The sequence below is a fragment of the Alphaproteobacteria bacterium genome, assembly GCA_018662925.1.
In the GTDB taxonomy this organism is placed as follows: domain Bacteria; phylum Pseudomonadota; class Alphaproteobacteria; order 16-39-46; family JABJFC01; genus JABJFC01.
This window is the reverse complement of record JABJFC010000022.1, coordinates 1-14,696: the sequence shown is the minus strand read 5'-3', so window position 1 is coordinate 14,696 and position 14,696 is coordinate 1. Positions and strand designations below refer to the sequence as shown.

The window sequence follows — 14,696 nt, the reverse complement described above, 5'->3', positions numbered from 1 at the left end:
TCCTAGTCCTTTTTGGGACGCATTGTTGGAAAGGCTATAACATCGCGAATGCTGGGCGAGTTAGTCAACAGCATGGTCAACCGATCAATACCAATGCCAAGGCCCCCCATGGGAGGCATGCCATATTCCATAGCCGTCAGATAATCTTGGTCCAAATGCTGTGCTTCTTCGTCCCCTGATTCCCTTTCACGTACTTGGGCCTCAAAACGCTTGCGCTGATCGATGGGATCTGTGAGCTCAGAAAAAGCATTGGCCACTTCCCAAGCATTGATAAATGTCTCGAAGCGCTCCGTTAAACGAGGATTGTCTCTATGGACTTTGGCCAAGGGGGATATATCCAATGGAAAATCAGTCACATGAGTTGGTTGGATTAAGTTTGGCTCCACCTTTTCTGCAAAAACGGCCTCGACAACCTTGCCCCAGCTATCCTTTTTGTCCACAGAAACGCCCAGTTTCTTAGCCATATCCTGTGCTTCCTGGTCAGATTCAATGGTCAAAAAGTCCACTTTAGTCTCATCACAGACCAGCTGACACATGGATTTACGTTGCCAAGGGCCTTTAAAGTCAATGGTGTGCTCTCCAAAAGTCACAGCCGTTTTGCCGTAAAGTGTTTCGACCAATCGGCCAAAAATTTCTTCGGTTAGATCCATCATGTCATTGTAATCGGCATACGCTTGGTACAACTCCAACATGGTAAACTCTGGATTGTGGCGGGTTGAGATGCCCTCATTCCTAAAGGAGCGATTGATCTCAAAAACTTTTTCCGAAAGACCGCCGACAACCAAGCGTTTCAAATATAACTCGGGGGCAATTCTCAGAAAGAGATCCATGCCCAAGGCATTATGATGGGTCACAAACGGCTTTGCCGTCGCACCGCCAGGAATACGCTGCAGCATGGGAGTTTCAACTTCTAGGAAACCCTTTTCAATAAGGCATGCTCGAATCTCAGAAACAATTCGAGAGCGATTCCGAAGTGTTTCACGGCTTTCTTCATTCATAATGAGATCCAAATAGCGCTGGCGATAGCGGACTTCCTGGTCCGTAAGACCGTGGTATTTTTCCGGAAGAGGCAAGAGAGCCTTGCTGAGAATTTCGATCTGTGAACTGTTAATGGTCAACTCACCACGAGGCGTCCGACGGATCAATCCTTTAACCCCAATAAAATCACCCACATCCAATAACTTTAAGAGTTCTTGATCCCCTTCGTTCAAATAATCCTTATGGCTAAAAATTTGAATCTTGCCAGTATCGTCCCGAAGATCAATAAACATCCCACTATTTCGGCAGGCCATAATACGTCCAGCAAGAGAAACTTCATCCTTCGTTTCTTCACCCACAGCAAGTTTTTCATACTTTGTCTGAAGCTCTGCCGTTTTGTGACTGCAATTAAATTTGTAAGGGTAGGGGGTTATTCCCTTGTCCACTAGAGCCTTCAGCTTTGCCAAACGGGCATTGCGAAACTCATTTTCCTCTTGGGAAATATCTGCAGGAATTGGGGAAGAAACAGTCATCTATTTGATCTCTTCATCTATTAAATTTACGTATAAACTTGGGCCTACTAGGCCGAGGTTCCACCAACAGTTAAACAATCCACAAGGAGGGTTGGCTGTCCAACACCAACGGGAACACCCTGGCCATCTTTTGAGCACGTCCCAACGCCAGGATCAAGGGCTAAATCATTTCCGATCATACTTATCTTTTTAAGCACCTCTGCACCACTTCCCACCAAAGTCGCTCCTTTGACAGGCTTAGTTATCTTTCCATCTTCGATCAAATAGGCTTCTGAAGCCGAAAAAACAAACTTTCCATTGGTAATATCCACCTGACCGCCCCCAAAGTTGACGGCATAAAGGCCCTTTTTCACCGACTTAATGATTTCTTCCTTCGTGTGATCTCCTGGCAGCATAAATGTATTGGTCATCCTTGGCAAAGGCGTGGAAGCATAGCTTTCTCGACGGCCATTTCCGCTGGAAGTTCCGCCCATCAGACGCGCATTGAGTCGATCGGTCATATATTTTTTCAGAATCCCATCTTCGATCAGAACATTGCGTTGGGTAGGTGTTCCTTCATCATCAATACTCAAAGAGCCACGACGATCCTGAATGGTGCCATCATCAATAACAGTCACGCCTTTGGCCGCAACACGTTTTCCCATCAGTTCAGAAAAAACAGAGGATTTCTTTCGGTTAAAATCGCCTTCCAGTCCATGGCCAACGGCCTCGTGAAGCAAAACCCCAGGCCAACCAGCCCCCAGAACCACGGGCATTTCTCCTGCTGGTGCCGGAATAGCCTCTAAATTCACAAGAGCTTGTCGCAACGCTTCATCCGCATTGGCTTGCCAGTTTTCAGTTATAAAGACAGAAAGATAGTCGTACCTTCCACCGATACTATCTGTCCCGGCTTCCATGCGCTTCCCATCACTGACAATCACACGAATGGTAAGACGAATGAGAGGCCTATGATCATCAGAACAAGTACCGCCATGGCGCAGAATGCTTATGGCTTGCCATTCGCCATTCAATGAGGCAGATACCTGGACTACCCGTGAATCCTTTTTCCTCAAATACCCATCGATACTTGTCAAAAGATCTACTTTTTCCTGAAAACTTTTTGAATCCAGAGGGCTTTCATGGGAATATAATTTTTGACCAGTATGGATCGGAATCTGGGAAATCTTTCCCTTTTTGCCTTTTAACGCCGACAGGACCGTTTGAGAGGCCCGTTTGATGGCATCTTCTGACAAATCAGAAGCATGGGCAAACCCGGTTGTTTCCCCAATGACTGCCCTAAGTCCAAACCCCTGGGTCGTATCAAAGCTAGCATTGCGGATACAACCATCATCGAAGGAAAGTCCTTCTGACTGGGCATACTCTAGAAAAAGCTCGCCATCGTCCGCATACTGGAGAGTTTCCTCCACAATGGCCTCGATGTGCTTACGGTTAAGCGCTCCCTTTCCAAAGAATATCTCCTGTGCGGCCGAAGTCATGGTCAGCTTTCCTTAATATTTAAAATTAATGTGTCTTCTAAAGACACTTTCCATAGTGTATGTATCAGATATTGATAACAATTTTGAAGCAAGTCTGAAACGAAAATCTTTTATAGGACCCAGAATGAGGCAATGTTTTCGTAACTTTTGGTTAACAGGCACAGTTTTTGCCCTCATTTTTGTTCCCCTCAATATGTGCCATGCAGCCTTTCCAAAAGCCTGGCAACTGGGATTCCAGCAGGCTGAAAGCCCTGTTATGCAAAGAGTTGCTGAGTTTCACGATTTTCTATTAATGGTAACAGGCGCCATCGCTATTGTTGTAAGCGTCCTGCTGGCAACGGTCCTTATCCGATTCCGGAAAAAAAGAAATAGCACCCCCTCCAAAACATCCCACAATACGCTTTTAGAAGTGATCTGGACAGCAATCCCAACCGTCATCGTGATGGCCATTTTAATCCCTTCTTTCAAACTGCTCTATTTTATGGATGTGGTTCCTGAGTCAGAAATGACCGTCAAAATTGTGGCCCATCAATGGTACTGGAGCTACGAATACCCCGATCACGATAATATTTCTTATGATAGCTATATGATTCCTGACGAAGAGATTAAAGAAAATCAATTTCGCTTGCTGTCTGTTGATAATCCCATGGTCGTACCCGTAGGAACAACAATACGGTTAATCACAACCTCCACAGATGTGATTCACAGTTGGGCTGTTCCCTCCCTGGGCATAAAAAAGGACAGTGTTCCGGGACGCCTGAATGAAATATGGGTCCGCATTGAAAAAGAAGGAACCTATTATGGCCAATGTTCAGAACTTTGCGGCCCTGGTCACGGATTCATGCCAATCGAGGTAAGAGCCGTTTCAAAAGGAGCCTTTCAAACTTGGGTCTTAGAGTCTAAAACAAAACTCACTAGTCTTGTTGTTCCAAATATGCTCATGTCTCCCAACGACTTTAAAATAACGAGGATCGAGAATGCAAAGTGGCCAAGCTGAAATCGTTGCCATTTCAAAGCAAGAGTTAGAACAAGAGCATGGGCACAGACCCAAAGGGTGGAAACGCTGGTTGCTGTCCACCAACCACAAAGATATTGGAACTCTGTACTTTATCTATGCCATTGTAGGAGGGCTTCTTGGAGGCGTCCTTTCCATGGTCATCCGATATCAGTTGGCCGTCCCAGGAAGCCATCTTCTGGGAGACAACCATCAACTATACAACGTGATACTCACCCTCCATGGCCTCCTGATGATTTTCTTTATGGTCATGCCCGCCTTAATAGGAGCCTTTGGGAATTGGTTTGTGCCCCTTATGATCGGGGCACCAGATATGGCCTTCCCACGCCTCAACAATATTAGCTTCTGGCTGTTAGTGCCGTCATTGATATTAATGATACTAGCCTTTTTCTCTGGCGTCGGCGCCGGGACGGGCTGGACCTTTTATCCCCCATTGAGCAGCATGGGATTTGGCCAAGGAGATATTGCCGTCGACTTTATGTTGCTGAGCCTCCACCTTGCCGGAGCCTCATCCTTATTGGGGGCCATAAACTTTATCACAACGATCTTTAACATGCGCTGCCCTGGCATGACTCTGCACAAGATGCCCTTGTTTGTGTGGTCCATTCTGGTGACGGCTTTTCTGTTGCTCCTGGCCATTCCTGTCTTGGCCGGTGCTATTACCATGCTTTTGACGGACCGCAATTTTGGCACTGTTTTCTTTGATCCAGCAGGAGGAGGGGATCCTGTCCTTTTCCAACATTTGTTCTGGTTCTTTGGCCATCCGGAAGTCTATATCATTATCCTGCCGGCCTTTGGCGTCATCAGCCAAGTGGTCTCAACCTTCTCTAAAAAGCCCGTCTTTGGCTACCTAGGCATGGTCTATGCCATGGTGTCCATTGGCGCCGTTGGCTTTGCCGTCTGGGCCCATCACATGTTTACCGTGGGATTAGATGTGGACACCTATGCCTACTTTATGGCAGCCACCTTAATCATCGCAATTCCCACAGGGATCAAAGTTTTCAGCTGGATTGCCACCATGTGGGGAGGGAGTTTAGATATTAAAACACCCATGCTTTTTGCCTTCGGTTTTATCTTTTTATTCACCATCGGAGGGCTGACGGGCGTGGTGCTCGCCAATGCAGGCGTCAACATGCTGTTACATGATACTTATTACGTGGTGGGACACTTCCACTATGTTCTCTCCATGGGGGCCTTATTTGGTCTCTTTGCCGGCTTTTATTACTGGATCGGCAAGATGTATGGCTACCAGTACTCAGAGCCCCTAGGGAAACTCCACTTCTGGATGACCTTTGTCGGTGTGAATATCATCTTCTTTCCCATGCATTTCATGGGGCTGGCTGGCATGCCTCGAAGAGTCCCAGACTATCCGGATGCCTTTGCAGGATGGAATTATATTTCATCCGTGGGTGCTGCATTAACGGGTCTTTCTAGTTTGCTTTTCTTTTACATCCTCATAGATATGTTTATTCGCAAACGAAAATGTCCTGCCAATCAATGGGGAGAGGGGGCCACAACAATGGAGTGGCACGTCAGTTCTCCCCCACCGTTCCATACCTACGAGAAGCTCCCGATTGTAAAATAGATAGCGTGAAATAGCCAGCCCATGACAACAAGAATATCCTCCCTCACATCAACACCGGTTTCTACAACGGCAATTTCCGCATCAGCCATTTCCACAGCATCAGTTTCCATACCCCCAATTTCTTCCACAGTCAAAGACTACTGGATGTTGCTGAAGCCCCGAGTCATGTCTCTGGTTATCTTTACAGGATTTGTGGGTCTATACTTGGCGCCAGGAACAATCCATCCCTTCTTGGGTTTTACGACACTCTTGTGCATTGCCGTTGGCGCCGGCGCCAGTGGGGCTCTTAACATGTGGTATGAACACAAAACCGACGCTCTCATGGAACGGACCAAGGCACGGCCAATACCAAGCGGCCGCATCGACCCAGATGAAGCCCTTTCTTTTGGTGCTTTTTTGGCCGCAGGCGCCATTTTTGTTCTAGGGCTCACTGTCAATTGGACTGCAGCCGGGCTCCTGGCCGCAACCATTTGCTTTTACATTTTCGTCTACACCCATTTTCTCAAACACAGCACGCCCCAAAACATTGTTATCGGGGGCGCAGCCGGCGCCTTTCCACCTGTCATTGGCTGGGCTGCCATTGCAACCCCCATGGCCTGGGAACCATTTTTTCTGTTCCTGATCATTTTCCTCTGGACCCCTCCACATTTCTGGAGTTTGGCGCTCCTATGCAAAGAAGATTACAAAAAGGCTGGGATTCCCATGATGCCCAATACCCATGGGGAGGCGGCTACCAAGAAACAAATCTTTGTCTACACTTGGCTGCTCGTCGCGGGTTCCCTGTTGCCGTTACTCACGAGTGCTCAGGGCCTCCTGTACGGGATAGGCGCCAGCGTCCTTGGTTTTGGATTTATTCTGTATGCCTGGAAGCTTTTGCGTGCCACAGAAAAGAAAGCCGCTAAGACTCTATTCCTTTATTCCATCGCGTACTTATTTATCTTGTTTGGCCTGATGGTGGTGGATCGATTCCTGGGCTAAGGGAGGGGGGGGGGCTTTTCTTGCACGATGCTCTAAGGTATAGTGGAACGATAATAATAAAAAGGAGTTAAGCGCCGATGGATATCCTATCTAATGTGTGGAAGCTTCGCTGGATTCAAGCCATACGTTTTTCATTCTTTTGGATGCCGGTGTTTGTTCTATTCATCCAGGATCTTGGCTTTGGATACTTTCATGTTTTCACCCTACAAGCCATTTTTTCCCTGACCCTTGTTCTAGGGGAACTCCCTGGAGGCTACCTGGGAGATCGATTTGGTTGGAAATGGTGTCTCGTTGTTGGAAGCATTATAAATATAGCCGGTGCCACTCTATATGCTTTCTGCCATAAATTTGCTTCTTTTGCCATCGCCGAAGTCTTATGGGGTATTTCCGTCAGCCTATTCTCTGGTAGTGAAGCTGCCATTCTCTACGAAACTTTGGATGACGCAGGTGAAAAGAAGACTTACACAGCGCAAGAAGGTATGGTCCAAATGTACGGCCGCGTGGCAGAAGCAGTCACTGCAGTCATTGGGGGCTTCCTGGCTTATATGAATCTCTGGGTCCCTTTCGTTGCTTATTTTGTGGTGGTTCTAGGCTTATTTCCCCTTACCATGTCCCTAAAAGATACGAAAAAAAGCCAATCTATGGCCCTTTCCTCATCTAAACTGAAACTATTTGACAGGATCGAATCTGATATTAAGGCAATTTTGGACTTTGCCTTTCAGCAAAATAAAATCGTCAAATGGACGCTGCTCTATTCAGGTATCGTTGGGTTTGCAACACTGATATCCATCTGGCTTTTTCAGCCTTACTTTAAGCATATTGGCCTCTCTATTTTTTGGTTTGGCATTTTATGGGCCATTCTTAACTTAGCCGCGGCTCTTACAGCCCAAAAAGCCTGGCTTGTGGAAAAAAGAATGGGACTGTTCTCAGTTTTTCTCATAATCCCTCTAAGTATTGGGATTTCCTTGATTCTCTTTGGAACCATGGATACCATCTTCATGGTTCTTTTTGCCATAAGCATTCAAGGAGCACGTGGCCTTAAAACACCTCTTGTCTATGCTCTTTTAAACCGAGAAACCAGTTCCCAGATGCGTGCCAGTATTATCAGCATTGATAATCTTATAACCAGACTTATCTTTACCATCTTTGCCCCCATAATTGGGTGGCTAGCCGACCTAGAAAGTATTCATTTCTCATTCATACTCGTTTCCGTGGTGGTTATGGTCTTGAGTGGGACTTGCCTTTACAAATTAAAGAAATATAAGGCGGTGTAAGCAGCCGTAAGGATGCTAAAAACTTTTGCTTGAACGAGCAGACTTAATCACGAGTGCAACTGGCGTCAAAGCCTGAACTCTATTCCAGGGCCTTTCATTCTTTTATCTATTTAGAATTTTAGCATATGACCAGCCAAAAATAACTAGACACTTAATTGGATAAAAACTTAGAACATAAAGAATACGCAAAGCTCTTTACACTTGAGAGGTTTTTGTGCCAACTATGGATTGGTAATGTGAATGTGAGCCACTCAAATGTCCCTCAATGCTCCCGATTTTAGGGAAAAACAAAGACCGAAGAATCGACTTATGCTGATCTTATTGCTCGCATTAGTGGTTTTGTTTTTCTTTGTGACCATCGTACGCATTAATGGGGCAGGGGGATAGCGACCTACCCATGTCCCAAAAAAAGAAAAAGCATACGGGGATTATTTTGGGTGTCTTAGCCGTGGGAATGCTAGGTATGGCTTATGCTTCCGTCCCTCTTTATCGCATTTTTTGTCAAAAAACTGGGTATGGCGGTACCACACAGGTTGCCCCAACCCTTCCAGATGTGATAACAAATCGTTTAGTAACCGTTCGCTTTAATGCGGATGTAAATCGGGATCTTCCTTGGGAGTTTAAGCCCTTACAAAAGGAAGTAACCGTTCGAGCTGGAGAACAAGGATTTGCCCTGTACCGGGCAAAAAACAAGACGGATAAGGCAATTTATGGAATGTCCACCTACAATGTTACGCCTGACAAGGCCGGTGTCTACTTTAACAAAGTGGAATGCTTTTGCTTTATCGAACAAAAATTGGAAGCCCATCAAGAGGTGGACATGCCCGTCTTGTTTTTCATCGACCCCGAGATTGAGAATGACCCAAAAATGAAGGACGTTAAATCTATAACGCTATCGTATACATTTTTCAGATTAAGATAGGAGAAGGCACTATGAAGAAGAAATTAATCCTGGCTAGTTTCATATTAGAGCTTCTCACAGCCACTAGCTCATGGGCTAAGCCACAGCACGGCATTTCCATGCATGGAGATATGAAATACCCCGCCAATTTTACGCATTTTGAGCATGTGAATCCAGAGGCGCCTAAAGGAGGGGAGCTAAAACTGGCCGCCATTGGTAGTTTTGATACGTTAACTCGGACCATTCAAGGTGTCGCACCTGAGGGATTGTTGCTAACGCGTGAATCTCTCTTATCACGTTCTCCTGACGAGCCTTTTTCCATGTACGGCCTATTGGCCGAATCTGTTGAAATGGCACCAGATCGTTCTTGGGTAGAATTCAACCTTCGTCCTGAAGCTAAGTGGGAGGACGGGACTCCTGTTACGGTGGAAGATGTTCTCTTTTCATGGGAGATTCAGAGAGACAAAGGAATCCCCAATATGCGCCTTTTCTATGGAAAAGTCGACAAAGCTGAACAAACAGGCCCTAGATCTGTTAAATTTACATTTAAGAAAGTGGACGGTAATCCAGACCCTGAAATGCCACTTTTGATGGGATACATGCCCATTCAATCCAAAAAGGATTGGGAAGGCAAAGAGTTTGATAAGCCAACGCTCACTGCTCCTCTTACCAGTGGGCCATATCAGATCGCAAAGTTTGAGCCAGGACGCTATATAGTGTACGAACGCCTCAAAAACTATTGGGGAAAGGATGTGCCTGTTCGCAAAGGACAATACAACTTTGACACGATTCGCATTGATTACTATCGAGATGCAAACGTTGCTCTAGAGGCCTTTAAGTCGGGAGAATATGACTTTCGTAGCGAAGCCGACTTAACACGCTGGAGAAATGCGTATATTGGTCCGCACTTTGTAAAAAAACAAATAGCAAAAATTGATATAGAGCATAAACGCCCCGTTGGTCTCAGTGGCTTTGTTTTCAACACACGCAAGCCTATTTTTGAGGATAAAAGGGTGCGAGAAGCTTTAAGTCTCGTTTTTGACTTTGAGTGGCTCAACAAAAACATATTTGATGGTGGATTCATAAGGACAACCAGCTTTTATGAAAACTCGGACCTCGCCTCTAGTAATGGCCCAAGCGACTTAGAATTGGCATTACTCAATCCCTATAAAGACAAAGTAAATCCCGCTGTTTTTGGAGACAAATACACGCCACCAACCACTGATGGCTCGGGACAAAATCGAGACAACGTCAGAAAAGCGCTTAGCCTCTTAAAACAGGCCGGCTGGGTCCTTCAAAAAGGAGTGCTCACCAATGTGGAGACTAAAAAACCTTTCGATTTCGAGATTCTTTTGAACTCTCCGGAACATGAAAAATTGGCCATGGCCTACAAGAGAAATCTCGATAGCCTTGGTATAAAAACACATATCCGAACTGTTGATACGGCCCAATACGAGAAAAGGAGACTTGATTGGGATTATGATATGATTTGGAACTGGTGGGGAGAATCTTTATCACCAGGCAACGAACAGGGTCATTATTGGACCACGAGAGCGGCAGATGAATCTGGCAGCCGTAACTATCCTGGAATTCGGGAAGAAGTTGTCGATTTCCTAGTTGAAAAAATAGCTTCAGCAAAAAAACGCGACGATTTGGTTGCCGCCACCCGCGCCTTAGACAGGATCCTTTTGGCAAATCATTACGTAGTGCCTCTTTACCACAGCAACATCGACCGGGTTGCATACTGGGACAAATTTGGTCATCCTAAGTTTGACCCTGTGGTAGGCATCAATCCTCACACCTGGTGGTTGGAGGGCACAAAGAAAAAGAAATGATGAAGGCTATAAAAAGCAATGGAAACGACCGCACAAATGGCTGAAAAACTGAAACCCCATCCTTATCATATGGTGGACCCAAGTCCCTGGCCATTTGTGGGTTCGATTGCGGCCTTATTCATTGCTCTAGGCGGTGCGCTTTTTATGCATCAAATCACAATCGTCCCCCTACTTATTGGGCTTGGGATTCTTGTTTTCACCATGATCGGGTGGTGGCGAGACGTCGTCAATGAGGCACAAACAGATGAAAAGCATACGTATCCAGTCCGCATTGGCCTTCGGTATGGCATGGTCTTTTTCATCATTTCCGAACTCATGCTTTTTGCCTCTTTCTTCTGGGCCTTTTTCAATGCGAGCCTCTTCCCAACAGAAGCCACGGGCGGGGTCTGGCCTCCTGTAGGCATTGATCCCTTTAATCCATTTCGGCTCCCCTATCTGAATACGCTTCTCCTACTTCTATCCGGTACAACCATCACCTGGGCCCACCACGCCATGTTGGAGAACAATCGCAAAGACATGGTGCGCGGTACGGGACTCACCGTTCTGTTGGGGATTGTTTTCCTCTGTGTTCAGATTTTTGAGTATGCCCACGCGCCTTTTGCGTTCACCGGCGGTATCTATCCTACGCTATTCTATATGGCCACAGGGTTCCACGGCTTTCATGTCTTCGTTGGTATTGTCTTTCTGACGGTTTGTTTCTTTCGTGCCCGAAAGGGTCATTTTAAGCCCAATCACCATGTGGGCTTTGAAGCCGCGGCCTGGTATTGGCATTTTGTGGACATTATTTGGCTTTTCCTATTTGTTTTCGTCTATTGGTGGGGCGGATAAGGAGCGCCTAGAAACTCCTCCGCTCTCTTACGATCTCTACGAGTCCCAGTGGTGTGCGCCCAAAAAAGTGCGTTGAAATGGGATCAGAGGCAATTTCCCCCTTAAGGATTTCCATAACTTTCTTGATCATGGCAGGCGTCTTTTGACCGGCAAAATCAATCAGAATCGGACCAGACACATTTCGGAGCCGTAGCTGGCGCGCAATTTCCTTGGCCGCAGACTTATTAAACGCAACTAAGTCTCGTTCTCCATCACTGTTCACATCAATGGCCGTCAAAGCAGATGTTTCTTCAATTATAAGAGAGCCACCTCCTGGGATTTCAATTGTGTTGTGAGAAAGGCTTTCCCAGTCTTTTTCAACATCAAAGGCTTCAAATAGGTCGCTTGAGTCCCCTCGTTCTGGCTTGAAGATTTCAACAAAAGAAACATTGTTCCTTTTTAAATCATTAAAGATTTCTGAATCATCAACCAAAACCCTCTTAAAGCTTGGCCCAGAATAGTATTGAAAAAAACGAAGGGGCATGGGAGGAGGGCTGTAAATTACTTTCGGAGTCTTTGAATTTGCAGCAATCTTTTCTAGGCTTTGCCACGTGGTTTCAAGGTTGTCGTAGGACTTTTGGAGGTCAGTTAGGCTGACACCTTGGGCAGTCCGACGAAAAATGAGGCCACATTTGCCCGAAAAGTGGGACTTTAACGCCTCTTTTTGCTCCATATCGCTAAAGTGCTTGGAGAAACTTACGCTCGATTCCCTTGGTAACAGAATCAAAAGAGGGGAGAGGAGACGAATTTCTTGTGACAGGCGAGGGCCTTTGCCTTCTTTTTGAATGGCCGGGACTTTCACTTGCACCATGATTGAGGCACCTTCTGTTAGGACATGTGCCTTCTTTATGGGCAAAAACCCCAACGTATCATGTCCCAAATCTACAAAGGCTGCAGAAAGTTCTTTTGCAATACGGATTACTTTCCCCAAAAGGATGGTTCCAACGGGAGGTCCCGAGGCTGTTTCCTTGGAGGAGTAAAACGCAATGGCCTGGCCATCTTGTAGAAGCGCAACACGCGTTTCCCCAGGGAGTTTGTTGACAAGGACGGTCATATTCATTTAATTGTTTCTCGTAAGCACATAACGCAGGAGTTCACTATCCAATGCGGCTCGCCCTTTTTCAACCAGAAATTCCCCAAAACACCGGGACACTTCTTCGGATGGGTGCCTGTCTTGGCGTTTCTGTTGATATTATTGGGCCCTGCGGCTTTGTATTCAGTGAGCGCAGACTGCGCCGTGCCGGCATGGACTATATCGATCACGTTGATTTTAAAGAACACACTTCCTGGAAAGCCTTCCTAACGTCCAACACATCCGTTGGCAAACGCATTATTTTGGTTGATGTAGACGGCACCCATCCTTATAGCGAATTCCAGTTCAGCTCCGATGATATTCTCTTATTGGGCCAAGAAAGCGTTGGTGTGCCAAATGACGTCAGGACAGCCTGCACCGAAAGTGTCCATATTCCTATGCAAGATAGTGTGCGCTCTTTAAACGTAGCTATCGCTGCATCTATGGTAACTGGCGAAGCGCTACGCCAGACAAAACTGTTTCCAGTAACAAAAGGAGTTAAATATGTCCAATTCAACTGAGAACCAAAAAAGAACGGCTTCAGAGTGGTTTACTGAACTTCAAACGCGTATTTGCACTGAATTTGAAAAGATTGAACAAGAGCTCACAGGACAGCTGTCTGAAAAAGAACCTGGAAAATTTGTTCGCAAAACCTGGGAACGTGATGGTGGAGGAGGGGGCACCATGGCAGTCATGACAGGCCGTGTCTTTGAAAAGGTTGGTGTGAATGTCTCGACAGTTTTTGGAGAGTTTTCCGAGGAATTCCGCAAGGAAATCCCCGGAGCAGAAGAGAATCCAGAATTCTGGGCCAGTGGAATCTCTCTCGTGGCCCATATGCAAAACCCCCATGTGCCGGCTGTACATATGAACACCCGACATATTATAACGAAAAAGTCATGGTTTGGAGGCGGCACCGATCTCACCCCCATGTTCCCTAATGAAGCAGCCGCAAAAGACTTCCACACTGCCCTGAAGGGTGCCTGTGATCGCCATGATGATGCTTATTACCCTAAGTTCAAAAAATGGTGCGATGAGTACTTCTTTTTGCCCCATAGGAACGAGCCAAGAGGCATCGGCGGTATCTTTTACGATTATGTCAATTCAGACAGCTGGAACAATGATTTTGCCTTTACCCAAGATGTGGGCCGTACATTTTTAGACATCTATGCCCAAATAGCTAGAAGGCATATGAATGAATCCTGGACACCAGAAGATCGCCAACATCAGCTCTATCGTCGTGGCCGTTATGTGGAATTCAATCTGCTGTATGACAGAGGCACTGATTTCGGTCTTAGAACCGGTGGAAATACAGAGGCTATCCTCATGTCCCTGCCACCCGTCGTTGAATGGCCTGTAAAGGTAGCTTAGGAAGTCCTGCAGGCACCCGCTCATTCGTCTTCGCTTCCGCCTTCGCTCGCTATGGCGGACAGGCCGCTACGACGGGATTTGGCAATTTTCTGAATCCAGTGAAGTATGGATCCCGCGATGCCAACTCACTCTACGCCTCTCCGGCTTAAGACGCCGGTTCATCTAGAGTTCCTAGGCTCCGGGAAGACGGAGACTCTGGAATCCTTCAGTCCAAGGCACACGGCCAAAAATCGTCATCCCGGCCATTAGGAATTCTTGGTAAGCCGGAGGCGCGCCTTAGAATTGCTTATGAGCGCGGGATCCACGACTAAGAGGAGCCTATAACGACCTCTCAAAATCCGTCTTCCCGGAGCTTAGGAGCTCTGACGAACCGGCCTTAAGCCGGGTAGTCATAGAGCGAGTTAGCAGGGAAAAGAAAGACCAGCAGCTCCAATTTTCCATAATATATATATTGCGATTTAAAAGACTTGCATCCTACCTGGAAATATCCACCTAACCGAACTGCTTTGTATTATATTGCAAAAACAGGCTTATGAGCTCAGATTTTGTTGCACAATCGAATTTCATTTTAAGGCTTTCACAATAACTTTCTACCGTCCGATGGGATATATTGATATGCCTGGCTGTTTCTTTCATGGCCATTCCCACGCTTAAACACAACATACAGCTGTGCTTGTAAATAGCGGAGTAATAATGAGCCACTGAGCAGGGTGGCTCCGTCGTAAAAAGGCGGAGAAAAAGTGAGCCACCCAAAGTATTAACTTCAGATAGTCTTTTTCCATTTAAGGAAAGGCTAGAAAGGATGTACACAGTGG

Annotated in this window: 13 protein-coding genes; 9 read left to right on the top strand and 4 right to left on the bottom strand. The window is 46.3% G+C overall.

Going from position 1 to position 14,696, the window contains the following annotated elements; genetic code table 11:
• Positions 1 to 2: 2 nt before the first annotated feature.
• Entirely contained in the window at positions 3 to 1,511 is a 1,509-nt protein-coding gene (gene lysS, locus HOL16_01700; GenBank protein ID MBT5389407.1) for a lysine--tRNA ligase, read from the bottom strand.
• 47 nt (positions 1,512 to 1,558) lie between these two features.
• Positions 1,559 to 2,986, bottom strand: coding sequence for a metalloprotease TldD (tldD, locus tag HOL16_01695; protein MBT5389406.1), 1,428 nt, complete (start codon positions 2,984 to 2,986; stop codon positions 1,559 to 1,561).
• A gap of 193 nt (positions 2,987 to 3,179) precedes the next feature.
• Here tldD and coxB point away from each other — a divergent pair, with 193 nt between their 5' ends.
• The 7 genes from coxB to HOL16_01660 all read left to right on the top strand — a co-directional run bounded on the left by coxB (position 3,180) and on the right by HOL16_01660 (position 11,402).
• Positions 3,180 to 3,983: a cytochrome c oxidase subunit II gene (coxB, locus tag HOL16_01690; protein MBT5389405.1), complete on the top strand. Its 804-nt coding sequence runs from the start codon at positions 3,180 to 3,182 to the stop codon at positions 3,981 to 3,983.
• Positions 3,964 to 5,586 (top strand): cytochrome c oxidase subunit I, encoded by a 1,623-nt coding sequence (gene ctaD, locus HOL16_01685; GenBank protein MBT5389404.1) that lies wholly within the window; start codon positions 3,964 to 3,966, stop codon positions 5,584 to 5,586. Before coxB ends, ctaD begins: the two co-directional genes overlap by 20 nt.
• Before the next feature lie 21 nt (positions 5,587 to 5,607).
• Positions 5,608 to 6,564: a protoheme IX farnesyltransferase gene (locus tag HOL16_01680; GenBank protein ID MBT5389403.1), complete on the top strand. Its 957-nt coding sequence runs from the start codon at positions 5,608 to 5,610 to the stop codon at positions 6,562 to 6,564.
• Between the two features lie 77 nt (positions 6,565 to 6,641).
• On the top strand, positions 6,642 to 7,838 hold the full coding sequence (locus HOL16_01675; protein ID MBT5389402.1) for an MFS transporter: 1,197 nt from the start codon (positions 6,642 to 6,644) through the stop codon (positions 7,836 to 7,838).
• 370 nt (positions 7,839 to 8,208) lie between these two features.
• Positions 8,209 to 8,760, top strand: a complete 552-nt coding sequence (locus HOL16_01670; protein MBT5389401.1) for a cytochrome c oxidase assembly protein — start codon at positions 8,209 to 8,211, stop codon at positions 8,758 to 8,760.
• An 11-nt stretch (positions 8,761 to 8,771) separates the two neighbouring features.
• A complete protein-coding gene (locus tag HOL16_01665; protein MBT5389400.1) occupies positions 8,772 to 10,574 on the top strand; it encodes an ABC transporter substrate-binding protein in 1,803 nt (600 codons plus the stop codon).
• Positions 10,575 to 10,610: 36 nt separating this feature from the next.
• Positions 10,611 to 11,402 carry a cytochrome c oxidase subunit 3 gene (locus HOL16_01660; protein MBT5389399.1) on the top strand — a complete coding sequence of 264 codons (792 nt, stop codon included), beginning with the start codon at positions 10,611 to 10,613 and terminating at the stop codon, positions 11,400 to 11,402.
• Positions 11,403 to 11,409: 7 nt separating this feature from the next.
• Here HOL16_01660 and HOL16_01655 read toward each other — a convergent pair whose 3' ends face one another.
• The gene (locus HOL16_01655; protein MBT5389398.1) at positions 11,410 to 12,501 is read right to left on the bottom strand and encodes a hypothetical protein; all 1,092 of its coding nucleotides are present in this window, start codon (positions 12,499 to 12,501) and stop codon (positions 11,410 to 11,412) included.
• A gap of 44 nt (positions 12,502 to 12,545) precedes the next feature.
• Between HOL16_01655 and HOL16_01650 the strand changes: the two genes are divergently transcribed.
• Positions 12,546 to 13,034, top strand: coding sequence for a tRNA (cytidine(34)-2'-O)-methyltransferase (locus HOL16_01650; protein MBT5389397.1), 489 nt, complete (start codon positions 12,546 to 12,548; stop codon positions 13,032 to 13,034).
• Positions 13,018 to 13,881, top strand: coding sequence for an oxygen-dependent coproporphyrinogen oxidase (hemF, locus tag HOL16_01645; protein ID MBT5389396.1), 864 nt, complete (start codon positions 13,018 to 13,020; stop codon positions 13,879 to 13,881). Before HOL16_01650 ends, hemF begins: the two co-directional genes overlap by 17 nt.
• Positions 13,882 to 14,373: 492 nt before the next feature.
• Here hemF and HOL16_01640 read toward each other — a convergent pair whose 3' ends face one another.
• The gene (locus tag HOL16_01640; protein ID MBT5389395.1) at positions 14,374 to 14,517 is read right to left on the bottom strand and encodes a helix-turn-helix transcriptional regulator; all 144 of its coding nucleotides are present in this window, start codon (positions 14,515 to 14,517) and stop codon (positions 14,374 to 14,376) included.
• Between the last annotated feature and the right edge of the window lie 179 nt (positions 14,518 to 14,696).

Bases quoted from the DNA above. Each gene is read 5' to 3' on its own strand.
- HOL16_01670 (MBT5389401.1), top strand. From the start codon at position 8,209: ATGGGGCAGGGGGATAGCGACCTACCCATGTCCCAAAAAAAGAAAAAG.
- HOL16_01680 (MBT5389403.1), top strand. From the start codon at position 5,608: ATGACAACAAGAATATCCTCCCTCACATCAACACCGGTTTCTACAACG.
- hemF (MBT5389396.1), top strand. From the start codon at position 13,018: ATGTCCAATTCAACTGAGAACCAAAAAAGAACGGCTTCAGAGTGGTTT.
- ctaD (MBT5389404.1), top strand. From the start codon at position 3,964: ATGCAAAGTGGCCAAGCTGAAATCGTTGCCATTTCAAAGCAAGAGTTA.
- HOL16_01665 (MBT5389400.1), top strand. From the start codon at position 8,772: ATGAAGAAGAAATTAATCCTGGCTAGTTTCATATTAGAGCTTCTCACA.
- lysS (MBT5389407.1), bottom strand. From the start codon at position 1,511: ATGACTGTTTCTTCCCCAATTCCTGCAGATATTTCCCAAGAGGAAAAT.
- HOL16_01640 (MBT5389395.1), bottom strand. From the start codon at position 14,517: ATGAAAGAAACAGCCAGGCATATCAATATATCCCATCGGACGGTAGAA.
- HOL16_01655 (MBT5389398.1), bottom strand. From the start codon at position 12,501: ATGAATATGACCGTCCTTGTCAACAAACTCCCTGGGGAAACGCGTGTT.
- HOL16_01650 (MBT5389397.1), top strand. From the start codon at position 12,546: ATGCGGCTCGCCCTTTTTCAACCAGAAATTCCCCAAAACACCGGGACA.
- HOL16_01660 (MBT5389399.1), top strand. From the start codon at position 10,611: ATGGCTGAAAAACTGAAACCCCATCCTTATCATATGGTGGACCCAAGT.
- coxB (MBT5389405.1), top strand. From the start codon at position 3,180: ATGTGCCATGCAGCCTTTCCAAAAGCCTGGCAACTGGGATTCCAGCAG.
- tldD (MBT5389406.1), bottom strand. From the start codon at position 2,986: ATGACTTCGGCCGCACAGGAGATATTCTTTGGAAAGGGAGCGCTTAAC.
- HOL16_01675 (MBT5389402.1), top strand. From the start codon at position 6,642: ATGGATATCCTATCTAATGTGTGGAAGCTTCGCTGGATTCAAGCCATA.